The organism is Rhodospirillaceae bacterium (assembly GCA_040219235.1).
Lineage (GTDB): Bacteria > Pseudomonadota > Alphaproteobacteria > Rhodospirillales > Rhodospirillaceae > WLXB01.
The window spans coordinates 1,252,271-1,277,247 of the sequence record JAVJSV010000011.1 but is presented as its reverse complement, the minus strand read 5'-3'; the positions used below and the strand labels follow the sequence as shown (position 1 = coordinate 1,277,247).

At 53.9% G+C, this 24,977-nt stretch carries 22 protein-coding genes; 13 read left to right on the top strand and 9 right to left on the bottom strand.

Annotated elements, in window-relative coordinates; all coding sequences use genetic code 11:
- The first annotated feature begins 5 nt into the window (after nucleotides 1-5).
- The 3 genes from RIC29_09910 (at nucleotide 6) to RIC29_09900 (ending at nucleotide 3,158) form a co-directional block, all read left to right on the top strand.
- The gene (locus RIC29_09910; GenBank protein ID MEQ8735228.1) at nucleotides 6-1,139 is read left to right on the top strand and encodes a PA0069 family radical SAM protein; all 1,134 of its coding nucleotides are present in this window, start codon (nucleotides 6-8) and stop codon (nucleotides 1,137-1,139) included.
- 100 nt (nucleotides 1,140-1,239) lie between these two features.
- A complete protein-coding gene (locus RIC29_09905) occupies nucleotides 1,240-2,151 on the top strand; it encodes a hypothetical protein (GenBank protein ID MEQ8735227.1) in 912 nt (303 codons plus the stop codon).
- Nucleotides 2,151-3,158, top strand: coding sequence for a TRAP transporter substrate-binding protein (locus tag RIC29_09900; GenBank protein MEQ8735226.1), 1,008 nt, complete (start codon nucleotides 2,151-2,153; stop codon nucleotides 3,156-3,158). The genes RIC29_09905 and RIC29_09900 overlap by 1 nt, the downstream gene beginning before the upstream one ends.
- A gap of 3 nt (nucleotides 3,159-3,161) precedes the next feature.
- Here the strand turns inward: RIC29_09900 and RIC29_09895 are convergent, their stop codons facing one another.
- A complete protein-coding gene (locus RIC29_09895; GenBank protein MEQ8735225.1) occupies nucleotides 3,162-5,804 on the bottom strand; it encodes a M14 family zinc carboxypeptidase in 2,643 nt (880 codons plus the stop codon).
- A 382-nt stretch (nucleotides 5,805-6,186) separates the two neighbouring features.
- Between RIC29_09895 and RIC29_09890 the strand changes: the two genes are divergently transcribed.
- Nucleotides 6,187-8,652 carry a TonB-dependent receptor gene (locus RIC29_09890; GenBank protein MEQ8735224.1) on the top strand — a complete coding sequence of 822 codons (2,466 nt, stop codon included), beginning with the start codon at nucleotides 6,187-6,189 and terminating at the stop codon, nucleotides 8,650-8,652.
- 88 nt (nucleotides 8,653-8,740) lie between these two features.
- On the opposite strand, the gene RIC29_09885 is transcribed toward RIC29_09890, so the two are convergent.
- The gene (locus RIC29_09885; GenBank protein MEQ8735223.1) at nucleotides 8,741-9,454 is read right to left on the bottom strand and encodes a hypothetical protein; all 714 of its coding nucleotides are present in this window, start codon (nucleotides 9,452-9,454) and stop codon (nucleotides 8,741-8,743) included.
- A complete protein-coding gene (locus RIC29_09880) occupies nucleotides 9,447-9,785 on the bottom strand; it encodes a PadR family transcriptional regulator (GenBank protein ID MEQ8735222.1) in 339 nt (112 codons plus the stop codon). Before RIC29_09880 ends, RIC29_09885 begins: the two co-directional genes overlap by 8 nt.
- A 129-nt stretch (nucleotides 9,786-9,914) precedes the next feature.
- On the opposite strand from RIC29_09880, the gene RIC29_09875 reads away from it, so the two are divergent.
- From RIC29_09875 to RIC29_09855, 5 genes are all read left to right on the top strand, one after another.
- Nucleotides 9,915-10,571, top strand: a complete 657-nt coding sequence (locus RIC29_09875; GenBank protein MEQ8735221.1) for a DUF1330 domain-containing protein — start codon at nucleotides 9,915-9,917, stop codon at nucleotides 10,569-10,571.
- 58 nt (nucleotides 10,572-10,629) lie between these two features.
- Nucleotides 10,630-11,694, top strand: coding sequence for a chromophore lyase CpcT/CpeT (locus RIC29_09870; protein ID MEQ8735220.1), 1,065 nt, complete (start codon nucleotides 10,630-10,632; stop codon nucleotides 11,692-11,694).
- A gap of 5 nt (nucleotides 11,695-11,699) precedes the next feature.
- Complete coding sequence (locus RIC29_09865) at nucleotides 11,700-12,605, top strand: PhzF family phenazine biosynthesis protein (GenBank protein MEQ8735219.1); 906 nt, start codon at nucleotides 11,700-11,702, stop codon at nucleotides 12,603-12,605.
- 84 nt (nucleotides 12,606-12,689) lie between these two features.
- A complete protein-coding gene (locus RIC29_09860; GenBank protein ID MEQ8735218.1) occupies nucleotides 12,690-13,193 on the top strand; it encodes a tetratricopeptide repeat protein in 504 nt (167 codons plus the stop codon).
- Between the two features lie 37 nt (nucleotides 13,194-13,230).
- On the top strand, nucleotides 13,231-13,827 hold the full coding sequence (locus tag RIC29_09855; GenBank protein MEQ8735217.1) for an SOS response-associated peptidase: 597 nt from the start codon (nucleotides 13,231-13,233) through the stop codon (nucleotides 13,825-13,827).
- On the opposite strand, the gene RIC29_09850 is transcribed toward RIC29_09855, so the two are convergent.
- The 3 genes from RIC29_09850 to pdxH all read right to left on the bottom strand — a co-directional run bounded on the left by RIC29_09850 (nucleotide 13,824) and on the right by pdxH (nucleotide 16,353).
- On the bottom strand, nucleotides 13,824-14,699 hold the full coding sequence (locus RIC29_09850) for a universal stress protein (protein ID MEQ8735216.1): 876 nt from the start codon (nucleotides 14,697-14,699) through the stop codon (nucleotides 13,824-13,826). The genes RIC29_09855 and RIC29_09850 overlap by 4 nt on opposite strands.
- A 93-nt stretch (nucleotides 14,700-14,792) precedes the next feature.
- On the bottom strand, nucleotides 14,793-15,812 hold the full coding sequence (locus tag RIC29_09845; protein ID MEQ8735215.1) for a cation diffusion facilitator family transporter: 1,020 nt from the start codon (nucleotides 15,810-15,812) through the stop codon (nucleotides 14,793-14,795).
- A complete protein-coding gene (gene pdxH, locus RIC29_09840; protein MEQ8735214.1) occupies nucleotides 15,751-16,353 on the bottom strand; it encodes a pyridoxamine 5'-phosphate oxidase in 603 nt (200 codons plus the stop codon). Before pdxH ends, RIC29_09845 begins: the two co-directional genes overlap by 62 nt.
- 184 nt (nucleotides 16,354-16,537) lie before the next feature.
- Here pdxH and RIC29_09835 point away from each other — a divergent pair, with 184 nt between their 5' ends.
- Nucleotides 16,538-17,029, top strand: a complete 492-nt coding sequence (locus RIC29_09835) for an RT0821/Lpp0805 family surface protein (GenBank protein ID MEQ8735213.1) — start codon at nucleotides 16,538-16,540, stop codon at nucleotides 17,027-17,029.
- 52 nt (nucleotides 17,030-17,081) lie between these two features.
- On the opposite strand, the gene RIC29_09830 is transcribed toward RIC29_09835, so the two are convergent.
- Nucleotides 17,082-18,389 carry a YihY family inner membrane protein gene (locus tag RIC29_09830; protein ID MEQ8735212.1) on the bottom strand — a complete coding sequence of 436 codons (1,308 nt, stop codon included), beginning with the start codon at nucleotides 18,387-18,389 and terminating at the stop codon, nucleotides 17,082-17,084.
- 104 nt (nucleotides 18,390-18,493) lie between these two features.
- Between RIC29_09830 and fabI the strand changes: the two genes are divergently transcribed.
- The 3 genes from fabI to sppA are packed head-to-tail and all read left to right on the top strand — an operon-like array spanning nucleotide 18,494 to nucleotide 22,247.
- A complete protein-coding gene (gene fabI, locus RIC29_09825; protein ID MEQ8735211.1) occupies nucleotides 18,494-19,333 on the top strand; it encodes an enoyl-ACP reductase FabI in 840 nt (279 codons plus the stop codon).
- Between the two features lie 8 nt (nucleotides 19,334-19,341).
- On the top strand, nucleotides 19,342-20,427 hold the full coding sequence (aroC, locus tag RIC29_09820) for a chorismate synthase (protein ID MEQ8735210.1): 1,086 nt from the start codon (nucleotides 19,342-19,344) through the stop codon (nucleotides 20,425-20,427).
- 32 nt (nucleotides 20,428-20,459) lie between these two features.
- Nucleotides 20,460-22,247, top strand: a complete 1,788-nt coding sequence (gene sppA / locus RIC29_09815) for a signal peptide peptidase SppA (GenBank protein ID MEQ8735209.1) — start codon at nucleotides 20,460-20,462, stop codon at nucleotides 22,245-22,247.
- On the opposite strand, the gene RIC29_09810 is transcribed toward sppA, so the two are convergent.
- The gene (locus RIC29_09810; protein MEQ8735208.1) at nucleotides 22,244-23,002 is read right to left on the bottom strand and encodes a TlyA family RNA methyltransferase; all 759 of its coding nucleotides are present in this window, start codon (nucleotides 23,000-23,002) and stop codon (nucleotides 22,244-22,246) included. The genes sppA and RIC29_09810 overlap by 4 nt on opposite strands.
- 15 nt (nucleotides 23,003-23,017) lie before the next feature.
- Nucleotides 23,018-24,943 carry a 1-deoxy-D-xylulose-5-phosphate synthase gene (gene dxs, locus RIC29_09805; GenBank protein ID MEQ8735207.1) on the bottom strand — a complete coding sequence of 642 codons (1,926 nt, stop codon included), beginning with the start codon at nucleotides 24,941-24,943 and terminating at the stop codon, nucleotides 23,018-23,020.
- Nucleotides 24,944-24,977: the final 34 nt, after the last annotated feature.

The following is a 24,977-nucleotide window of genomic DNA, read 5'->3' as shown; positions in this document are numbered from 1 at the left end:
GGGATATGGAAACAGTCCCACATAACTTGCGCACGGCCGGTCAACACACTGCCGCCGTTCCCCCCATTGTGCACCCTGACGCCAGACGCGGGCGTGGCACGGTTAGCAACTGGACCGGACGCTATGAGCGCGCGCGCCTCACCCCCGCGGATGATGGTTGGGGAAATCTTGACGCACCGCCGGAGCCCCTGCGCACCCAGGTGTTGCAGGATTCAACCCGCACCATTCTGGCCCGTAATCAATCGCCTGACATTCCTTTTGACCGCTCTATCAATCCCTATCGTGGCTGTGAGCATGGCTGCGTGTATTGCTTTGCGCGCCCGACCCACGCCTACTTGGGACTCTCTGCCGGATTGGATTTCGAAACCAAAATTTTCATCAAACCAAACGCCGCGCATTTGCTGGAAAACGAGTTGCGCAAACCGGGTTATCGCCCGCGCGTGATTGCCATGGGGACCAACACAGATCCTTATCAGCCCCTGGAAAAAGAGCGCAAAATCACCCGCTCGATTCTGGAGGTGCTGGCACGGTTCAATCATCCGGTCGCGATCGTCACAAAATCAAACCTGATCACCCGCGATCTGGATATTCTCGGCCCCATGGCGGCAAAGGGCCTGGCGAAAGTCGCGGTGTCGGTGACCACGCTTGATCACCGGCTGGCCCGCACGATGGAACCGCGCGCCGCGACGCCAGGACGCCGCCTGGACGCTATTCGTCAACTCAAGAAAGCTGGGGTTCCTGTTGGGGTGATGTTTGCACCAGCCATACCCGGGTTGAACGATCACGAACTGGAAAATGTTCTGACCACCGCCAGTGAAGCCGGCGCCAGCGAAGCCGGGTATGTGGTCCTGCGCCTGCCGCTGGAGGTGAAAGACTTGTTTCAGGAATGGCTGAACGAAAATGCCCCCAATCGCGCCGGTCGCATTATGGGACTGATTCGCTCTATGAACGAGGGCCGCGATTATCACCCGGCCTGGGGCAGTCGTCAGGTTGGCCGTGGCCCCTACGCCGATGCTTTGTCGCGGCGCTTCAGTTTGGCGGCGAAAAGACTGCGGCTGAACTTACACTCGGCCGCGTTGACTACATCGAAGTTTATCGTCCCGACTGATCAACGCGGGGCACAACTTAATCTGTTTTAAAAAACGTTAGAAAACCGCACGCTTTTTTTGTGGTGGCACTTCGTCCTAAATGGCGCGATGGTTAACGCCTCATAAAAACTGATCAGCTCAGGAGACCAGCATGCGGGACAAACGACTTGGCGCGTTTACAGCCGCCCTCGCCATAACTCTTATGCCTTTCCTGTTTGGATCAGCGGCAGCGGAGGATCAGGTGATCTACAAAAAAGGCTATGTCGACGCGCGGTTCGGCCAGATTCATTACCATATGGCGCAACCAGTGGATGGGGGTGACAGCAAAACACCGATTGTCTTTTTTCACCAGAACCCAAAGTCTGCTGAAGAATACCGCCCCCTGCTAGAGATTGTTGGTCGAGATCGTATCGCCCTTGCCTTCGATACCCCGGGCTATGGGGAATCTGACCGCCCCGCTAAACCCCAAGACATGGCCGCTCTCACCGGCGCATTCGAGGATGCCTTGGTCGCCATGGGATACGGCAAGGAGGGCAAAGGCCCGGTTGATGTGTTCGGATTTCATACAGGAGTGTTCATGGCCACGGAACTGGCGATTACACGTCCGGATCTGGTGCGCCGCGTGGTGGTATCGGGCATCGCCTATCGGGATGCAAAAACCCGCGCCGAAATTCTGGCTGGATTACCGACGGATAAACCTCTGCCAGAAGACGGAACCTTCATCATGAACCGCTGGTACCTGATCGTGATCAAGCGGGCGGAGGGCGTTTCGCTGGAGCGCGCGGCGAAAGTATTTCTGGAAGACATTCATTCCCTCGACAAGTCCTGGTACGCCTATCACGCGGTCTGGACTTATGCGCCCGAGGACAGGTTCCCGCTGGTGAAACAGCCCGTTCTGGTGCTGCAACCCCATGAATTGCTGCTGGAGGAAACCCGCAAAGCCAAAGCTGAACTGCTGCCCGATGCGGACATGATAGAATTACCGGGTATTGTCGATGATGTGTTCGACACGGGCGCGGAAAAGATCAGCGCGGCCATGACCAAGTGGTTAGACGCCAACTGATGCGACGCATACTTTTTGCCGTACTTTTTGCCGTAGAACTGTGGTGTTTTGGCGGTCTTCAGGCGCAGGCAGAGCAAGTTGAGATTGGCGGCTTCGTCATTCCCGGCTCGCCTGCCGCCACCGTGTTTTACGATTATGCAGAGCGCCTTGAGGCACAGTCGGAGGGACGCTTAACGCCGCAACTGCTGATTCATGGCGAGGGCGGACCGGAAGAACAAATACTTTCCGGCGTACGACGCGGACGCATCAAGGTCGCATCCCTATCAAGCCTGGTGCTGTCCAACATTTTGCCGGAACTTGGGTATTTGGGTGCGCCTTTCCTGTTCGACAGCAAGGCCGAGTTTGACCACGTGGTCGACACGGTTTTCTTCGAGGTGTTCACACCGTTAATGGCGGAAAAAGGACTAACGATTTTGCGCTGGTTGGATCTGGGTGGGCAGAACATTTACGCCAACCGTCCTATTCTGTGGCCGCAAGAGGCGGAGGGCGTGCGCCTGCGCGCGACCCAAGACATTGCCGCACGTTTGTTCCTGGAGTCGGTCGGCGCGGATGTGATTTATATCACCAGCCCAGAGACCATACCCGGTTTACAGACCGGCCTGATCGATGGGGGCTTAACACCGACCATCGCCTACACGGGCACGGGTCTGGTGCCGGAAGCGCCTCATTTTATGCTGACGGAACATTTTTTTCTGGGCGGCTTTTTGCTGGCCAACACCAACTGGCTGGACGGCCTCTCCGAGCCAGACCGGCGCGCCGTGATCGACACTTTTGCGAGCACCGCAGGCGTGCGGACCATTATCGCCGGCATGACCGCAACGGCCCTGGCCAATGCGGGTGGCGAAGGATTCACCGCCCATGTTTTCACCAAAGACCAACGGGCGGCCTGGAAGGCCGCGTCTGCCGGCACACACCAACGCTTGATCCGTGAGATCGGCGGTCAAACCCAAGCCGTCGCAGACGCCATTAACGCCGGACGCACGGCGTATGCTGCGGGCGAACGCTAAACCTTACTCTTCCGCCGCTTCGCCAAAGCGTGAAAACTCGGCCTTGATGGCCGTTGAGAAAAACAGGCTGTTGAGAAACATCTTGTTCGGACCGAACCACCAGGCCCGGAAGTTCGGGTTATCGGAGATCAGCACAACCGCCCCCTGGCCCCGCCGTTCAGCCAGCACAGCACCCGCCCCCGCAACCTTAGCGATGTTATCCGCACTAGCGAATCCACTCATCAGCGGCGTATCGGTGTATTGAGCGACGGTATCGAACGGATTTTTCGAGCGGCCTAAAATGATGCGGTTTTCTCGAAAGGACGGTTGCAACCGGGACGTATACCCGAAGCCAATGGGGTGTGTGATGTCCACATCGGTTTCAAAGATTGTGCCGCGGATCCGTTGGGCCTGTTCGACGTTCTCTTTGACGGCGTAGTCTTGCCGCTCGGGCAACGGCGCATCAGCGTCTTCATCGCTAGCGGGCGTTGGCGCACCGAAGCCGACGATGGCAAAGTCATCAATGATGTCGACATCCATGAGCTTGTTCTTGACCGCCCATAGTGCCGCCCGCTTGATGGCAACCAAAGTGCCGCCTTGTTTGATCCAGGTATCAATCTGTCTGACCTGATCATCACTCCATTGATCGTAACTGCCGTCCGGCAATACCAAGTGAGTCACACGGGACCAATCGGTGCTGCGCAAGACCCCGGCGTCGCGCATCAGGACCGGGATTTCCATGCGGTAATCCATCAGATGCCACAATTCACCGGCGTCATAAAAGCGTACAGACTCGCCGATGGGCATCAGCACATGGGGCATGGTCAAAGGCTGCGCATAGTTGCCGCCGAAATCGATACCCCGTTCGGTGCGTCCGGTAATGGCGGCATAGACCTGAATACCATCCTCTTTACCGATCGTTGTTATCACGCTGTGCAATGCCTCTGCGCTGAGCGGCTGTCCGTCACCGACCGGAACGATGATCGCGCCAGGTTCAAAGTCGACGGCCCCTTGTGTGGTCATGGCTGTGAAGGGCTGCAATGCGACCCTGGCATGCCCCTCTTCCTTGAGCAGACGTGTCACGGCCCGCGGTGCGTAATACCCCTCCCATGAGAACACATAGGCGTAGGCGGCGCGGTCAGGCGCGTCTTTGACCGGGAATGTGGGGTCTATTTTATCACCAAGCAGGTCAGTGCCAAACGCGGTTAAGCCGGCATAGGTCAGGCCAAAGGCCAGTGGCTTGGTCCAGGTTGTTGCGTCATAAAACACGACATCACCAAAGTCCGTTCTGGTTTCAAATAGATTCCGGATGAGGCGGTAGGTCGGCTGATTGGTCGGCACGATATAACTGTTGGCCGTTTCAAAGGTTACGCCATCGTCCCGCACGGATCGCGCAAGGCGGTACACATCAATATCCAGGCGATCAAGCATGTCCAAAAAATGGAACATCCGCGCGTCATCACCATGGGCGGTAAATACATAGCCCTTAACCCGGTCTGACGCCGCAGCCTCGCGAGTCATGGAGCCAAACTGCTGGCGATAGTCGAGCAGGGTTTCGCGCAAATCGGATGCAGCGCGCACCATGGACAGGGAAATGTTAAAATGCCGTTTGACGCGGGACCCCAAGGTGATGTCGCCAGTGGGCGTTTCTGCCAGCAAACCTTCAAAACCACGGTTCTCGAACAGGAACGCAACACTGCCCAGCAGCAACGGATAGTTGGAGCCCATGGCCGGGTTGTAATCGTCAAAAAACTCCTCGGAGTAATAAAGCTCCTGCGCGCTGTCCAAATACTCCTGAGCGTAGGTGCCAATGATACGAGTAAGCTCCGTTGCCCGCTCGGGAATATACGGGTTGCGTTGCTCAGCGATTCCCGGACTGAAAAAGTAAGTGGACTCGATCAGCATTTCGTGAAAGTCCGCTAATAAATGGGGTTTCCACTTTTGAAACTGCGCGCCCCATGCCTGGGCTTCCGGTTGCGTGCGCGCCATCCACTGGCGGTTGAGGTCAAACCAATAGTGATTGGTCCGCCCGCGTGGCCAGGTGCCGTTGTGTTCTGCATGTTGCAGGTTGGCAACCGGTACTTCGCCGCGATAAGTGTTCAAGGACGTTGACGCGCGGTTATAGCCATCGGGGTTCAGCACTGGCACCAACAGCACCACTGTATTTTCAAGATGCGCGAGAGTGGCGGGATCTTGTGCGGCGGCCAGGTGATAGACAGTTAACAGTCCCGCCTCCATGGAACTGATCTCGTCGCCATGCACCCCAAACCCGAGCCAGGTGATGGCCGGCATATCGTCTTCGACGGCTTGCGATGAAGACGGCGCGCTCAGCGCCAGGTGCTTCGCGTGAATATCGTCAATGCGTGCGAGGTTCTCCGGCGAAGATATCGTTAACATATGGATCGGACGACGCTCATGGGTGCGACCAATCACTTCGATACTTATGCGATCTGTAACGGCGGCAACCGCCTCAATGTATGCGGTCACGTTGCCCGGGTTAGAGACATACGCCCCGACTTCGTATCCGAGTATGGCATCCGGTGTGGGAATTGCCGGATCATAAGAAACGCCAGACGGCAGGTAATAGTCCAAGTCTTCGGCGACGCTGCTGACACTCGCCAAAACCCCGAATAACACTGAGAGCGATGCTGCTTTAAGGTTTCTCACGTGGCTTTCCCTTCCCCGTATTCTTGTGGGCTGCGTCAGACAAATCAGACCTTGCCCCTGAATAGTGTCCCCGAATTTTAGGAAGGTTAAGGGCAGAAACCCAGACTCTCGAACAGTTTTTACGCGCTCCCCTTAATTCCACCTGCTTAAGCGGTAAAAATTTGTCTGTGTCAGAACTGTCACAGTCCTTTGGAATCGGCTATTTTCAGCCGTTTCCGAGGGTCCGTGCGTTGCAACGATCTCGTTTTCGCGTAGCTTTCATGCGTTATCACAGGTGCGACTACGCCACTCGTGACGTCCGAGAGGCATCTATTCCCGCTCATCAGACGTAACCGTGTTATGCGTTCCGATAAACGGAACCGTTATCTAGGAGAGAGACACAGTGAACTGCTCACCGCTGAAAAAGACCTTGTTACTGTCCACCAGTGCCTTGCTGTTGGGCTCGACTTGGACAGCGCCATCATTTGCGCAACAAGTTGCCATTGAAGAAATCATCGTAACCGCCCGTCAACGTTCTGAATCCTTGCAGGATGTACCGGCCAGCATCACGGCCTTCACCGCAGATCAGTTGGAACGCGCCGGTGTGCAGCGCGCGGAAGACTTCATTAACTTAACGCCAGGCGTAACCATCGTGGACGCCGCTGAAGTGGGCGACACCCAGGTGAACATTCGCGGCATCAACGGGGCCCGCGACGCCGAGAACAGCTTTGCGCTGATCATTGATGGTATTCTTCATACCAATCCAGCGGCCTTGAATCGCGAATACGCCAATCTGCAACAGATTGAAATTCTAAAAGGCCCGCAGGGCGCCATCTATGGCCGTAACGCCGCTGCTGGTGCGATCATTATCACCAACAAGCAACCCGGCGATGAGTTTGAAGGCGAGCTCAAAGTCTCTGGTGCCAATGATGACAGCTATTACGCCTCCGCCTACATGGCTGGCCCGCTGAGCGACACCATTGGTGCAAGCTTCCAGGTCGATTGGCGGGATTCGGATGGGTTCTATTTTAATGAAACCTCCAACCAAAAGAATGTCGACGATTTTGAGAACTACAACATCTCAACCCGCTTCGTCTTCGATACCAGCGACACATCCACTTTAGATGTTAAAGCCCGCTACGGCGAAGTGGATGCCGCCGCGATTTCCTTCAACCCGGCCTTTGCGGCCAGCTTCCTCGCCGACCTGTTCGGTAATCCTCTGCTGTTTGAAGACGTCAACGAACATAATTTCCAGTTCGTCAACCAGATTGATTCTTTTAATGAGCAAAAAACCATCGAAGTCTCCGCCAAGTACGATGCGGAATATGACTGGGGGTCCTTAACCGCCTGGGCGCTGTATTCAGACATTGAAAACAATTTGGGCGCTGACGGCACCTCCGGAGCCTTTGGGTTCTTCTTCCAAGAGCCAAGCTGTATCGCCAGTATTAACGCCCTGAATGCCGCCGGCGTGACCTTGCCAGGACCACAGTTCCTGGGGCCGGATGCCGCGTCCTCAATTCTTGGACCTTACACAGCAACATCCTGTGATGGCACCCAGTATCAAGAGCGTTTTCAAGATGACATCAGCTTTGAAATCCGCTTGGCCTCTCCGGCTGATCAGGAGTTGCGCTGGCTGGTTGGCGCGTACTTCCTGGATTTGAACCGTCGCGTGGGCGTAAACACCGGTATTGAAGATGTGACCACGGTGACACCCCAGTTGTTCGTCCCGGCGGGTCAGCCCAATGCCACCGAGCAGTTGGTTCACGATAAATTCGACAGCAAGGTCTACGCGGTGTTCGGTAACATTGCTTATGACATCAATGATGATGTCGAATTGTCGGTGGCTCTGCGCTACGACCGGGAAGAACGGAAAAGCCGCAGCCTTGTGCCAACCGATGCACGGTCGACCTATATCGACTTTGATCCCAGCGATGGCTTCCAGGGCGGCGATCCCATCAACCCTGGCCTGAACCCGGCGATTAACCCGTCCGGTATCATTCCCGATCAAGAGCGGGCGTTTGAAGAAATTCAGCCTAAGATCAGTTTGACCTGGGATGTTGGCACCGACACAACGTTGTTTGCCAACTGGGGCATCGGCTTTAAATCCGGTGGCTTTAACAGCTCAGGGTCGCAAGCAACCATTGACCTGTTCATCAATGATGCCCTTGGCACCAATGTCTCGATTGAAGACTTTTTCCGCAAGGAAACCTCAAGCGCATTCGAGCTTGGGTTCAAAGGCAGCTACTTTGAGGATCGCCTGACCTTAGAAGGTGCTGGCTATTACACCAGCGTCGAAGACATGCAGTTCTTCGAGTTCTTTGTCGGAGCCTTTGGCCTGCTGCGTATCGTCAACAACATCGACGATGTTGATATTTATGGTGTCGAATTTGCAGCCAACGCGGCGCTGTCTGAGAACTTCAGTATCTTTGGCGGCTTCAACATCTTGGATAGTGAAATCAAGGGCAATGCGGTGCGGCCAAATACGGTCGGCAACAAGGCCCCGTACACAGCCGACTACACGGTCAACGCCGGGATTCAAGCTCAGTTCCCGATCACAAACGAAATCGAGTTCGTCAGCCGGGCCGACTACAGCCTCGTCGGACCAACGTGGTTCCACACGGTTCAAGACCAGGACAACACCTCTCTGTTTGGTCCCGCCAATTACGGCCGGGCAGAGCGTGACGCCTATGGCACAGTCAACTTGCGCGTCGGCATTGAATCTGACATGTGGGCCATTACAGGCTTTGCGACAAACCTGTTTGATAAGGAATATCTGGAAGAAGTTATTCCGGCACCTGAGTTTGGCGGATCGTTTATCCACCCGGGTGACAAAGCCCGTTATGGCGTAGAAGTGCTCTACCGCTTCTAAACGTTACAAAATTCAGAACCTAAAACGAGCGGCGGTCCTTTGGGGCCGCCGCTTTTATTTTGGTAAATAAATTCCACCGCTACCGAATTCAAGCGCCCTGACGTGACCGGTACCAAAATAGAAATGCTGTCGCAAAACTTAAGTTAAGTCCGGCGCGAAGATAATTCTCTACGGGTAAGGGAACTGGGGCTGCATAGGCAAAGCCCAACTCTAAGACTCCTTCCGCCTCTGGTGTAGCCGGCCATGTTCCTCCGATATCGAATGCAGCAGCAATGATGCAAAGAAAGGCAACACCAGTGAACGGCCAGACAAGTGCCGTCCGCCGCAGAACAGCTTCACGGCAAACCATTGCTGCGATCAACAAAGGCAGGAGATGAACGACAGAAAAAAACACTCCGCCGATGAGGTCTTGTGTCCATACCGGCGGAATATATCGCGCGCCCGTAACAATTTTGGCGGCGGTCATGCCGCCCGCAAAAAAGAGAAGTGACGAGACCACAGCCACACTCATCACAAGCATCGGCCCGAATCCATAGATCAACCATGGCCAGCGTGACGCCCAAGACCTGAGTTCAGGTTTATTCAAAACCTCTTGCACCAGATCATCTTCTTTGCCCAATCGAGACCGCGCATCAGCTTCAGCTTCCACAGCACTTAAACCGCGTCCCATGGCTTCCGTATGTAGATCAACAAAGTGGTCTTGCAACTCAGCGATGGTCCGCCTCACATGACGCGGGGCAACGCCGCCGCGAAGGAGACGGTCTGTCATCGCCGAAAAACTAATTAAGCTAGCATCAAGCATATGTTGTCTCCATTAAAGCAGATTCAATTCCGTTTCTGATGCGATGCCAGTTCTCGGTTAGAGTCTCAAGCCGACGGCGGCCTTTAGCCGTTACTGCGTAATACACACGCGTGCGGCCATTCACAGGACGCCGTGTCGATTTTAAAGCGCCGGATTTTTCAAGGCTGTGGAGCGCGGGGTAGACGACCCCTTCTCCCAAAGAAATTGTTTCACCTGTCACCGTGCGAATGGCTTTGACCAATTCGTATCCATACATGTCCTGACGCGCTAACTGCTGCAGTATAAGCAGTTCTGGCACACCACTCATAAACGGGGGATTTGACTGAGTCATGCCGAGTTAGTCCTTCACTTTATGTAATACATTGTAGTTCTAGGTAATAATGCATAGTGGTTCAAGGCATGTCAATGCACATCGCTTTCACCTGTTGAAAACTAAGCACAGCAAAGGCATTGTGCTGCCATGATAAGACGCCATGGTTACCTGCTTGTCCTCGGCACGCCGCTTGAACGTACTGGGATGGACAAATACCAAAGTTTGTTGCCGCCCATTTATAAGCAGCACAGCGGTTACCGCCTGGTCATGGGCGGGCAAACCGGTGGTGTGTCGTTTTTATCTGGCGGCCTCAAAAACCTGTCCGTGATGCTGGCCCGGTTCCCCTCGCCTGAGGACGTGTCAGGCTTTTGGTGGTCAGACGACTACCGTGACGCCTATACGGTGCGCAAAAAGGCTGGGCGCTTTGCTGCCGTTGGGCTCGCGGGGGTCGATAAAGTGGAAGACCCTATCCCCGGCGCACGTGGGTATCTGGTTGCCATGGCTGCAGCAAAAACACCAGGCTGCTGGCGACGGTTTGCCGACCCCTTCCTTGAGGGTATTGAGCGGCACAAGGGCACTGTACTTGCTGATTCTGGCCCGGAAGGCATTGAACGGCTCGAAAACCTGATGCCGGGCAGTCACATCATTGTCGCGATGTTTTCTGATGAACAGGCTGCGCAAGATGCCTGGGCAGCGCTTGCACCAACCTTGCAAATTGAGATGCAAGACTGCGAGCCGGTTACAATTATCGCCTTATCGGGCCTGGAAAACGATCATCCCTGGCGGCTGACAGATACGCTGTAACGTATTCCCCTACTCGGTTTGGGTGCTAAAGTGGACCCAGCAAGAAAGGGAGAACGCCATGAATCACAACCGCATAACCGCTACTGTATTCACGCTTGCTGTCATTGCGCTTACGCCATTGTGGGCTGTCTCAGCCCTGGCCCAGGGTCAGGACGGCACACCCGCAGAGCGGGATCTGACGATTATCGCAGAGATGTTGCCAGGAACTTACGACAACCGTGAGCAACAATACTTTGATGGCCGTTTGGGCGTTCGTGAAGAAGCGCGCCATGAAAGACTGACGTCGACATTCATGCGCGTGGATCTGCCGGCCTTTGGCGAATACGTGTTTTTTGTGCGGGACCATCGTGACAATGACTCGGACAACCCCTACCGCCTGCGCCTCTATTCTCTGAGCGCAGACAACGCAGAAGCTGCCGTGCGGATGAAGATATACTATCTCGAAGGCGAGGACATGATCGCCACCTATAAAGATGCTCATCTGGAACCAGACTTGCTTCAAGATCGTACACCGGAAAACACCATGATTCTGCCCGGATGTGACGTATTTTGGCGGCGTGAGGCCGGACAGTTTCATGGCGCCATGAAAGAGGGTGAATGCCGCTGGGACTGGCCCGGCAAGGGCATGGCCATTACCGATTATCACATGATGCTGGCAGAAAATGCCTTGTGGCTCCGCGACGGCACTTACCTGGAGGACGGAACACAAATCACCGGCAATCCGGACAAGGTGTATCATAAGCTGAACCGGGCCCGGAACTTCACCTGCTACGCCGATATGCCGGGTGTGTCGGGCGGCGCCGATATTCCGTTCACCCGTTACGGCGACCTTAAAATCACCGACCAAGGGGGCATGGCGCGGTTTACATCCAACGAAGATACCCCACGTACCATTGAGATCAATCTCAGAAATGTGGATTGGCCGATGAACAATGAGGTCGGTGCCTACACCCGGGACAGCCTGGTGATGTACATTTTTGAGCGCAATACGGACGGTACGCCGGGAGCGTTTTTCGGCTACACCTTCACCCAACCCGACGCCGAACGGCTTGGCCTGAATCTTGGCTTCATCCTGGTGAATTGCCATATGCTGTCTAACAGAGACGCCGCGCCAGAGTTTTAAAAAGTATGGAATGTGCGTTCGTCACGCTCGACGTGTTCACGGACAGAGTGTTTGGGGGGAACCCACTCGCTGTTGTGCTCGATGGGCAGTTGCTCAGCGATGCACAGATGCAGTCGGTCGCCCGCGAGTTTAACTTGTCTGAAACCACATTTGTACTGCCGCCAAAAGATGGGCGGAGCACGCACTGCGTTCGCATATTCACGCCGATGACAGAGCTGAAATTTGCAGGTCACCCAACATTAGGAACAGCCGTTGCCCTGGCCTTGAGGGATGAAGCCACCCAAGACCAATACCACTACACATTCGAGGAAGGTATTGGGGTCGTGCCGGTATCGGTTTTCAGGTCTGGTAGCGCTGCTCTATCGGCAAAGTTAAGTGTCGCGCAACTGCCAATCCAGCTGGAACAGCACATATCACAATCAGCTTGGGCTGAGATTTTGAGTTTGGATATAAGTTCTTTCGATCCAGACAACGATTCAAAAGGGCTCTGGAGTTGTGGGGCCCCCTTCTCGTTTATTGCCCTGAAGACCCTGACCGATTTGCGCCGCGCATCAGTCAACATGTCGGCTTGGCAGCACTACCTGTCTGATCGCCAAACAAGCGGCGTTTTTGTCTTCACCACCGAGACAGAGGAGCAAGGTATTGATGTCCGTGCGCGTATGTTTGCTCCAGCACATGGCATACCTGAAGACCCTGCAACGGGGTCTGCTGTCGCAGCGCTCGCAGGCTGGCTTGTTGATCAGGAGCCTGCGGCAGATGGGGAGAAGACCTGGACGGTTGCACAAGGCGTGGAAATGGGGCGGCCCAGTCTGCTCAGACTTGAAGCAGACATCAGGAGTGGCAGTATTGCTACGGTCCGCGTGGGTGGCTGTGCGGTGCCGGTCAGCCGAGGGATTATCACGGTTTCTTGACGGCCCCATCACGCCGGTTCCTTTTGAGGTCAACGTCCAGGCTGTGGTATAGTCGAGTTTCAGTATCGAACCTTAGGGAGACTGATGATGCGCTTTTTTATAACCGGTGCGGTGGCCTTTGGCTTAAGCGTTGCGTTTTTGGTGCCCGCATCTGATGCTCAAATGTTCAGCCGTGGCAACGGCCTGGTGAACGATTCCGCCTATGCCTTAGACCGGAGCAAGTGGGACAAAGGAGTCAGCCTGGCCCGGGAAGCTCTCAGATCTGGGGAACTCACACCGAACAATGTGCCAGCAGCCCTTAATAACTTGTGCATTGGCCTGACAGGACAAGGCAACTACGACGAAGCGATGGAGACCTGTGACAAAGCCATCAGCAAACGACCACGGGAATGGAGCTTTTATAACAATCGCGCCAACATTCATTTCTATCGCGAGCAATACGACCGGGCGTTATCTGATTACTATAAAGCCCTAACCTTTAGCCCGGGCGATGACGTGCTCATCACAAACATCAGCTTAACCTTGAGTGCACGCAAAAAGGCGGCGGAACGTATTGGGGCCGAAGGCACAGTTGAGCGTCAAAGCTAATACCAGTTCCATCAGAGTCTGATTGGACTGTTAGCACGTGTGTTCCCGCTATAGATTACTCGCTCCTCCGGAGGACATTCTCGCGCGCTTTGGTTTAAGCCTCACCGCGCATGAAGTCCTGACCCGTATCGCCGCCAACGATATTCGACCGACCGACCTCGCGTTGACTGTCGCTCAAGACAACACGCCCGCGATCCTGCCCTGGGGGTTGAAGGTGTCTTGGCAACCTGCTCCGGTGATCAATGCCCGATCTGAGACAGCGCCCAACAAGCCAACCTTCGCGCCCTTATTAAATCGCCGGGTACTTGTTCCGGCCAGCGGCTACTACGAGTGGCGCAAAACAGATCTTGCAAAGATAAAAACACATATTGGGTTTGCAGATCAGCCGCTGTTTGCGATGGCGGGGCTTCAGTCAGAAGACCGGTTTGTCATTTTGACCTGCGCGCCAGACACTGCGGTCGCGCATATTCACAATCGTATGCCCGTCATTTTGAACCCGGACAGCGAGGAAGAATGGCTAAACCCTGACCTTGATTTTCGACAACTAGCAGCTTTGCTTAAGCCCTATAAAGGCCCATTTAAAATTTCTGAACAACAGCCTCAACCACCCGCGCAACACAGCCTTTTTGATTAGTGACTCATAAGAACGGGCAAGATGGCTTCTTCCATCACGTAGCCGGTCACACTGCCGAGCATCAGTTGTCGCAATTTCGACCGGGTATACGCGCCCATCACCATCATGTCGGCCCCACAGTCTTTGGCCGCAAACAACAGAGACCGGCCTGTTCTGACTTCCCGCGGCAACACCTTAGAGATTACGGTTTTAACGCCATGACGGGTGAGATGGACGTCTAAGTCTTCGGTGCCCGCGTACCACTCTTCTTCTTCGACCCGCAATACCGTCACTTCTTTGGCTGAAGCGAGAAGCGGTACAGCCGCTTGCACCGCGCGCGTGGCTTCGGTGCTGCCATTCCAGAACACAGCAATGCGCTCGATCGGGCCAGACGGAGGCGCCCCCTCGTCCGGCAGCGGTGGAGCTGCAACCACGGCTCGCCCGCTCTGCATCAATGCCGCATTCAAGGTCATCAAGGCGGAGGTTTCATTATCTACTTTTGGCCGGTCCACAACAATCAGGTCAGCCCGGCATCCACGCAAAGCGACAACTTGCTCTTCGACACCCGCCTCTTGCATCCAACTGACGCCAAAGCGGTCGATTGGACCAATTGTATCGGTCACCGGCATGCCTTGAGTCATGTCATCAAACATCGCGCGGGTTTGTTTGGCACGGTGGCCAGCTTCACGCTCTGCAACGCCCATCATTTCATCCACCATGGCACCGGACATAGCTTCACCAACGAGGGGAAGAGCGGTTGTTGGATCAGCCAGCACGTGCAAAGCATCAACATGGCAGTTGAGTTGTTGCCCGAGACGCAAAGCTGTATGCAAACATGCACGCCCAGAGTCTGGGTCAGCAATGGCAGCAAGAATACTTTTGACAGCAGACATGAGACCTAATCCCCTTATCGGACTCAATTCAGATGCGAGAGGTTAGCAGTAGGCACGCTATCAGGCTACAGGCGTGATTGGTGTTTAAAGTGATCAAACCAGCGTAGAGCCAACGGGAGGATGGTACTCCTCAACCCCCTCAGGATCTTGGTGAATAATGATATCGGCGCCCGGGTAATCCGCCATCAATGCCATTTCAACTTCGTCGGCAATACGATGCGCTTCCAGCAATGACAGTTTTGGATCTAAAACCATATGCATCTGGATAAAGGTTTGCAAACCCGAGGAGCGCGTTCGCAATTCATGGACATCGCGCACTTTGGGATGCTTAAGCGCGATGGCTTTAATGGCTTGGCGTTTCTCTTCTGGCAGCTCGTGATCCATCAGAACAGCAATGGAACGGCGCGCAATCTTCGACGAATTCCAAAGCAGGAACATCGCAATGCCAATAGCGAACACGGGGTCAGCCCAAGTCATATCGCCGTACGTCGTTAGCACCAATGCGATGATGACACTCAGGTTCAAGAGAAGATCACCCGTATAGTGCATAGAGTCCGCTGAAATTGCGACCGAGCCTGTACGCTTAACAACATACTTTTGAAACATGACTAAAACCAGCGTGACGATGATGGTAAAGACCATCACGCCTATCCCTATTTCTCCCGCGACAACCTGATTGTCTTTGTTGATGCGGGAGGCCGCTTCGACCAATAGTAAAACGGCAGAGCCCGCGACAAAAGCAGATTGCGCCAAACCAGAAAGCGGCTCGGCTTTACCGTGTCCGAATCGGTGCTCTTTATCAGCCGGAGTCAGCGCATGTCCAACGGCCCATAAATTGACCAAAGACGCGATGAGATCAAGCAGAGAGTCCATCAGACTCGACAGCAGTGCGACGGAATTGGTCAGTAAGAAAGCCGCCGTTTTCACGACTATGAGCATGAGCGCCGTAGCAACAGCCGCATAGGTCGCGAAACGCATCAGCCTGGAGGGCGGCGTTATGAGGGCTGCAGCAGTCAGAGAGTCGTGTGGCATAGCTGTTGTGAGCAGAGCTTTACGGGTATTGGCGTTCCGTTCTCCACCCTTGTCCTTCTTTGAAATAAACAAGTCGGTCATGCATGCGATGTGGCTGATCGAGCCAGAATTCGATCATAACAGGACTGAGCTGAAATCCCGACCAATGAGGTGGCCTCGGAACGTCTATATTATTAAAACGTTGAGACTCACTCTCAACTCGATCCATAAACGTCTCGCGGTCTTCTAAGGGGCGAGACTGATCAGACGCCCAAGCCCCAATCTGGCTTTCACGGGAGCGACTGGCAAAATAGGCATCTGCTTTCCCGGCACTGACTTCGGTGAGCATGCCTTCAACCCTAACCTGACGGCGCAGCGACTTCCAGTGGAAGCAAAGCGCCGCGTTGGCGTTCACCGCGATTTGCTGCCCCTTACGGCTTTCCTTATTGGTATAAAAAGAAAACCCCTCAGGCTCCAACCCCTTCAAAAGAACCATGCGCAGGGATGGCACTCCATCCGGGGACGCCGTTGCCAAAGCCATTGCATCTGCGTCATTCAATTCAGTGCCTTGAGCCTCCTTAAACCATGCCTCAAACAAGGCTATGGGGTTATCAACCTTCGGGATAAGCGCTGCGTTTGGCATCTTTTCCAACCTATTATTTGAGCCAAATATGGGAAATCTGGTGTGGTCTGTGATCACGGAGATGTCAACTCCAACCAACGTGAATGCCCTTATTTTGCCACCTTTTCTCATTGAAATGCGTTTATAGAATGTGAGCCAATTATTGCACTCAATTGGAACTTATAGAAATTAACAGGATATCGCCATGACCAGAGCCACTCCTAAAACCTACATATCAGCAGCCATCATCGCCGCTTCACTTGCCGTGACCGGTTGCGCGGCAGATGGGAGCAATCAAAACGAAACCTTAGGCACTCTGCTTGGCGCAGCTGCGGGGGCCTGGGCTGGATCATCCATTGGATCCGGTGATGGGCAAATCATTGCAACAGCGGCTGGCACCATGCTTGGTGCAGCGGTTGGCAACAAGGTTGGGCGGAGCATGGATGAGCTTGACCGCATAAAGGCCGCCGATGCGCAACGGAATGCTTATAGCGCCCCGATTGGAGAAACCATCGTATGGAACAATGTGGACAGTGGCAATTATGGCAATGTGACACCTGTCCGGGATGGGTACACCGACTCAGGCCGGTATTGCCGGGAATTCCAAACTGAAGTGACTGTCGACGGCGAACAGCAAAAAGGTTACGGCACAGCTTGTCGTCAAGAAGATGGCAGTTGGCAAATCGTCAGCCAATAACCAAGCTCGATAAGTTTACTATTCACAACGGCGACATAACTGGGTCGACGTTTTAGGTTTCCGGCGCAGCTGAGTCATTAGACTCAGATGCGGCTGGCTCCTCAAACAAAGAGGCGATGGATTGACTGAGAATATCGTTTTCCGTCTTTTGCGCTTCAGCCATTAAAGTGCTCAAACGTGATACAGCCGCAGACTTACCGATAAGCTTTGGTGTCACAGGCACCCCATAACCAAGCAGATGCACCAGATCGGAAACTGCTGTGCGGTTGAGATCGCGGCCAAGACGCCAAACACTATCATCCCCGAACACAATGAAGCCGCCTGCGCGCAATTCTTCTAAGACCGGTATTAACGCTGCTTCTTTGACTTCCACATCGCCTCGCAGCGCACTTTGAACAACACCCGTTCCTGACCCGGCGATATCATACAACGCGGACAGCACATCAACAGCCAAGGCCAAACGACCGCCAGGACCGGTCGCGCGCGCGTGTTCGGCGCGGCGCCAATCAGGCAAAGCGGCAGATATAACGGCTCCAGCGAGAATGACGTTCCAGGACAGGAACAACCAAATCAGAAAAACCGGCACGGCAGCGACAGCGCCATAGATGGCCTGGTAAGTTGGCATACCTGCGACAAACGATGAAAAACCATACCGCAAAAGCGCAAATAGCAAAGCGGCCATAACACCGCCAATGACAGCATCGGCCAAACGAACCCGACGGTTGGGCACCATGGTATAAATCAGGGTAAATGCAACCGCAGACAACACCGTCGGCATCGCTGCTCCAAGAAGGACGGATACAGCGCCCGGTTCTTCCCCTCCAAACATCGTGCGTAAGGTTAAGAAATAACCGGACAAGGAAAAACTGAGGCCGACGAGCAACGGGCTAATCGTGATGAGCGTCCAAAATACAATAATCCGGGCCATAAATGGCCTTGGCCGTATCACCCGAAAGATACGGTTAAAAGCACTTTCAATTGTCAGGAGGAGGAGCACAGACGTGACAATCAGCCCTACAATACCAATGGTTGTTAGCTCTGCGGCAGCAGAGATAAACGTTTCTAAAGCCTCGTTCATCCGCATGCCGGTGTCCGGAATGAAGTTGCGCAACACCAAATCAAGGACTGAGTCTCGCAAGCCTTCAAAAGCCGGAAAGGCCGCTAAAATCGCCAGAGCCAAAGAGAGAGCCGGCACCAGAGCCAAAGTAGACGTATAGCTGAGTGACGCTGCAACGCGATTGACCTGATCCTCTTTCATGCGCCCAACAACGAAACGTGTGAAACGTACCACCCGACGAGCAGCATTAAGAAGATGTTCAGGAATCTGGCTTGGATCAGCAGAAATACGAGCCTCCCTCATAGCGTCAGTCTCTTGCCCTTGGTGGTCAGTGGTGTAGGATGCCCTAAACCTGCGCAAGTAGGCGAAATCTAACACGTTTTTGACTACGGAACATAGGACGTCATATGAGCGGGCAGGCCGGGATTCTCTCTGGTAAGCGCGGCTTGGTGATGGGAGTGGCCAACGAGCGATCCATTGCATGGGGGATCGCACGGCAAGCTTCAGAACAAGGCGCAGAACTAGCATTTACATTTCAAGGCGATGCGTTGGAAAAGCGCGTTAGACCGTTGGCGGACAGCGTTGATGCCAAACTCGTCGCACCCTGTGACGTCACCGACCCAAACTCTATGGACGCTCTGTTTGAGCAACTGGGTAACACCTGGGATAAAATCGACTTTGTTGTTCATGCGGTCGCGTTTTCAGACAAGTCACAGCTGCAAGGCCGTTATGCTGATACTACGCGTGAGAATTTCCTGCGAACAATGGATATATCCTGTTTTTCATTCACAGACGTCTCACGACGTGCGGCCGCTTTAATGCCCGATGGCGGGTCTTTGCTCACCCTTAGTTACTATGGTGCAGAGCGGGTCGTGCCTCATTACAACGTGATGGGCGTGGCCAAAGCGGCCTTGGAAGCGAGTGTGCGTTACCTGGCTACAGACCTGGGACGCGACAAAATACGTGTGAACGCGATGTCGGCTGGCCCAATGAAAACCCTTGCCGCGTCCGGCATTGGCGACTTCCGGTACATTCTGAAGTGGAACGAATTAAACGCGCCCATGCATCGCAATGTGACGATGGATGATGTTGGTGGCGCTGGTATTTACCTCCTCAGTGACCTCTCGAGCGGCGTAACTGGCGAAGTCCATCACGTGGACTGTGGATATCACGTGGTTGGCATGATGGCCCCAGAATCATCCCAAGACATAGCCGATCTGTTAGACGGCGCGAATCTCACTGATTAGCGCCGAAGATGTCAGCAAACACTTTTGGAACGCTGTTTCGCTTTACGACCTTTGGTGAAAGCCATGGCCCTGCCATTGGCTGTGTGATTGACGGGACGCCACCACGACTGCCTCTGACTGAAGATGACATTCAGGTCTGGCTGGAAAAGCGGAAACCCGGAACCTCGCGATTTACAACGCAACGTAAAGAACCGGATCAGGTGAAAATTCTGTCCGGTGTTTTTGATGGGGTCACCACGGGGACTTCAATTGGCCTGCTGATTGAAAATGTTGATGCCCGCTCTAAAGACTACGGTGATATTGCTGAGAAATTTCGGCCAGGCCACGCCGATTACACTTATTGGAAAAAGTATGGTATCCGCGATTATCGTGGCGGCGGCCGGTCATCCGCGCGGGAGACAGCCATGCGCGTTGCCGCAGGGGCTGTGGCCCGCAAAATCCTAAGCGCTGCGCTTGGAGATCAAGTCTCCATTCGTGGGGCACTCGTGCAAATCGGCCCCCACAAGATCAATCACGACAACTGGGATTGGGCGGAAGTCGATAACAATCCGTTTTTCTGCCCGGATGCTAAAGTGGTCAAAGCTTGGGAAGATTATCTGGACGGTGTGCGAAAAAGTGGCTCGTCGACCGGGGCTGTTATCGAAGTTATCGCAGACGGTATTCCCGCAGGGTTGGGTGCCCCCATATACGGTAAGCTCGATGCCGATTTAACATCCGCCCTTATGAGCATTAACGCCACCAAAGGCGTGGAGATCGGTGCCGGTTTCGAGTCTGCGGCCTTGTCTGGCGAAGAGAATGCTGATGAGATGCGCATGACAGATTCCGGTGATGTTGAATTCCTGAGCAACAAAGCCGGGGGCATCCTCGGCGGCATCTCCTCTGGTCAACCTATTGTGGCGCGTCTTGCGATTAAACCGACCAGTTCTATTTTATCGCCGCGTAAGACGGTCGATATTCATGGCAACAACGTCGACATTCAAACCAAGGGTCGGCATGACCCTTGTGTCGGCATACGGGGCGTGCCCGTGGCCGAAGCCATGATGGCTGTGGTTCTGGCGGATCATTGGCTCAGACATAAAGCCCAAAACGGGTAACGCACTCTGCCCCTCTAACGGACATATATTCTATGCGCACCATCGGTAAGTTTTTTGTAGGAATACTGGCCAGCCTTGGCTTCGTTGTCTTGTTGTCGATCGGCGTGCTGATTTATCTTTTTCTCAATGCAGATGGATTTTCGCAGAAAGCACAACAAGCGCCTGATAAAATTATCCTAAGCCTCAACTTGGACGCTGGATTTTCAGAAGGCCGGAGTGGTGCCGACTTCAGCACCTTTGGGGTCTCCACACAGACCTCTTTGCAAGACGCCGTTATCGCCCTGCGGCGCGCGGCGGATGATGACAGAGTAAAAGCTGTCGTCGCAACCATCAGCGGACAAAGCTTAGGACTCGCGCAGACGCAAGAGATCAGAGATGCACTGGCTAAGTTTCGAACCAGCGGCAAACAGACCTTGGTGTACTCCGACACGCTTGGAGAACTGAGTAATGCGACAGTCGCTTATTATCTGGCCAGCGCCTTTGATGAGATTTGGCTACAACCTTCTGGCGGTGTCGGCCTCACGGGTTTGGCTATTGAACAGCCCTACCTCAAAGATTTTTTAGATAACCTTGGTATTCGTGCCAATGCGTTACAGCGTTATGAATATAAATCCGCTGCTGAAAACCTGACCGACAACGAGATGTCTGCGCCAAACAAAGAAGCGCTTGACGCTTTGTTTGGCTCCATCTTCGAGCAACTGGTGACAGGAATTGCAACGTCGCGTGGCGTCACCCCAGATCAGATTGAACAACTGATGGCGAATGGACCGCTCACTGCGACAGAAGCACTGGGTGGGAATTTAGTGGACCGCCTCGCCTACCGGGATGAGTTCGAACAAAAACTTGAAGACGATTACGAAGACGGTAAACGCGTCTCAATAAGCAGCTACCTTAGTTTTGCCAACCCAAGCGACAGTCGCGTCGCAGAACGCAGCGTTGCTGTGATCCATGCGGTTGGAGCGATACAGCGCGGTAAAGCCGATGAAAATCCGTTCAGCGGAGCGTCTAGCGTTGGTGCGGAGACCTTAGCAAAAGCCATTCGTGATGCGGCAGAGGATGAGGACATCAATGCCATTCTTCTTCGTGTGGATAGCCCGGGTGGGTCTTACGTGGCGTCGGATACGATTTGGCGCGAAGTGATCCGTGCAAAAGAGCGGGGTAAACCCTTTATTGTCTCTATGGGCAATACGGCCGCGTCTGGCGGCTACTTCATCGCAATGGATGCAGACACCATTTTTGCCCAACCCGGAACGATTACCGGATCAATTGGCGTTATCGTCAACAAGCTGGTGTTTGAAGGCACGCTGGAAAAACTCGACATCAATTGGTCAACACTCACTTACGGCGAAAACGGAGATATTTTCACAATCGCACGGGACTTTAACGAAGCTGAATTGGACCGTATGAACCGGACCTTGGATGTCATCTATGACGACTTCACAACCAAGGCAGCGGCGGGGCGGGACATGCCTATTGAGGACATGCGGGCGATTGCCAAAGGCCGCGTTTGGAGTGGTGTTGATGCCCAACGTATTGGGCTTGTGGATCGTTTAGGGGGCCTGAGTGATGCCATTGATCACACAAAAGTGGCCATCGGACTGACCACAGATGACTTGGTGCGCCTGGTACCGTATCCAGCGCCGAAAGATCCGCTGCAAAGCTTATTAGAGGCACTAGAGAATGGGTCTCTTCCCTTCGGCCTGAGAAGCGCGATTGAGGGCCTACTGAAAATCTCAGCGACTTTAAACACCTGGTTAGGACCCTATACACGTGGTCCCGAAGCAAGCGTGCTGTACGCCGCCCCAATGATCATTCGCTAGTTACAAACCTCATGATTGCGCCGGGCACCGATGAGAAATTCTTTGTTGCCCTCCGGGCCGGTGATGGGACTTTCGGTTATGCCGCACACAGACCATCCTGGTTGCTGTGACATCCACTCAGAAATCGTGTCACAGACTTCATCGTGCAGCGCCGGATCGCGAACAACACCCTTCTTGCCGACTCTCTCTTTGCCGACTTCAAACTGCGGCTTGATCAAAGCGATCAAACTGGCGTGTGGCTGAGTGAGGCTCATAGCCGCCGGCAGAACCGTGCGTAGCCCAATAAAACTGGCATCACAGACCACAATATCAATAGGTTCAGGTATGTGCTCTTGGGTAAGATAGCGAGCATTGAGGCGCTCTAAGACGATGACGCGCTCATCTGAGCGTAACTTACTGTCAAGCTGTCCATAACCAACATCGATGGCATAAACCTTGGCTGTGCCATTGTGCAGAAGCACATCCGTAAACCCGCCTGTTGAAGCGCCAACATCTATGGCGGTGCGTCCCGCAGGGTCAAAACCAAAGTGCTCTAGCCCGTGCTCCAACTTCAGTCCGCCGCGTGAAACCCACGGATGGTCTTTGGCCCGCACCGTCAATGGGATATCAGCAGACACTTGATGCCCGGGTTTATCTAACTTCTTTTGATCTGAATAGACGGCCCCAGCCATAATCAAAGCTTGGGCTTTTGAGCGACTCTCTACCAAGCCTCTATCAACCAGCAATTGATCGATTCGCGTTTTAGGAGTGGCCATCAAACTGAGGTGATTTTAGCCACATGCGGGATGCTTAGCAGCATCCTGACCCAGCCCGGCGAGAACCGCTTGAACAATTCCGTTCGCATCTAAGCCAGCTGCCTGAACCTGATCTTCGGGCTTAGCATGATCGAGAAAGGCATCCGGCATGGTCAAGGTGCGAATTTTAAGGCCACGGTCCAATCTTCCGGTTTCTGCCAACGCACTTAGAACCTGAGCTCCAAAGCCGCCCTGAGACCCTTCTTCAACAGTGATTAATATCTCATGGTTGTCAGCCAGTTGAGTTACCAAATCGATATCCAAGGGTTTCACAAAACGCGCGTCTGCAACCGTGGTCGATAAACCACGTGCCGCCAGTTCATCGGCAGCTGTCAAACATGCACCAAGACGCGTGCCAATACTCAGCAAGGCAATCGTCGTTCCCTCCCTCACAACACGGCCTTTTCCAATCGGCAGCACTTCTCCCCTTTCCGGGAGGTCAACACCAACGCCCTCACCTCTTGGATATCTGAGTGCAATCGGCCCACTTTGATGTGCCGTTGCCGTGGCGACCATATGCATCAACTCAGCCTCATCCGCCGCAGCCATAACCGTAAAGTTGGGCAGGCAACTCAAATACGCCAAATCGAATGAGCCCTGGTGGGTGCAGCCATCGGCTCCGACATACCCAGCCCTATCAATTGCAAAACGAACCGGAAGATTCTGCACGGCAACATCGTGAACAACCTGATCATAAGCCCGTTGCAAGAACGTGGAATAGATCGTCGCAAAAGGTTTGTAACCCTCAGTTGCCATACCAGCCGCAAACGTCACCGCATGCTGTTCTGCGATGCCGACGTCAAAGGTGCGGTCAGGGAATCGTTCACCAAACTTATCCAGCCCTGTGCCACCTGGCATCGCTGCTGTTATAGCAACAACACGCTCGTCCTTTTCGGCCTCAGCGATTAAGGCCTTCGCGAAGACTGACGTATAGCTCGGCGCATTCGGTTTCGATTTTGCCTGGTCACCCGAGACGACATCGAACTTCGCAACACCATGGTATTTGTCAGCGGACTCTTCAGCCGGGGCATAGCCCTTGCCTTTTTGGGTAACCGCATGGATCAAGAACGGACCAGGGGTTTTAGAATCACGTATGTTTTTCAAAACAGGCACAAGATGCTCAACTTTATGCCCGTCGATTGGTCCAACGTAGTAAAAACCAAGTTCTTCAAACAACGTGCCGCCAGCAACCATACCCCGCGTATATTCTTCCGCTTTACGCGCTGCGGTCTTGAGCGGCTTTGGGAAATAGGAGGCGATTTGCTTCATGGCCTCGCGAATGCTCAGGTAGGATTGAGAAGACAGTAGACGCGAGAGGTAGGCACTCATGGCCCCAACAGCTGGGGCGATAGACATGTCGTTATCATTAAGAATAACGATCAAGCGGCGATCCATGCTACCCGCGTTGTTCATCGCTTCGTAGGCCATACCCGCGCTCATCGCGCCATCACCGATTACGGCAATAACTTGGTTATCATCACCGGACAAATCTCGCGCCACGGCCATACCGAGCCCAGCAGAAATCGATGTCGAACTATGACCGGCTCCGAAGGGATCAAATTCGCTTTCTGGACGACAGGTAAACCCTGAAATGCCATCCTTCTGACGGATGGACTTCATACGATCACGCCGGCCTGTGAGAATCTTATGAGGATAGCATTGGTGACCAACATCCCAGATCAATCGATCTTTTGGTGTGTCAAAAACATGATGAAGCGCAACGGTCAACTCGACCACACCTAAACCAGCCCCGAGATGCCCACCGGTGCGGGAAACCGAGTCGATTAAATCCGCACGCAGTTCATTGGCAAGTTGAGTTAGCTCATCAATGGACAAGCCCTTCATATCTTTAGGACTGCCAATCCGGTCGAGAAGCGGCGTTTCTGGAGTCGGAGAAACCATCTTTGAGTCCGTTTCCACCCGTCGATATTCCTTT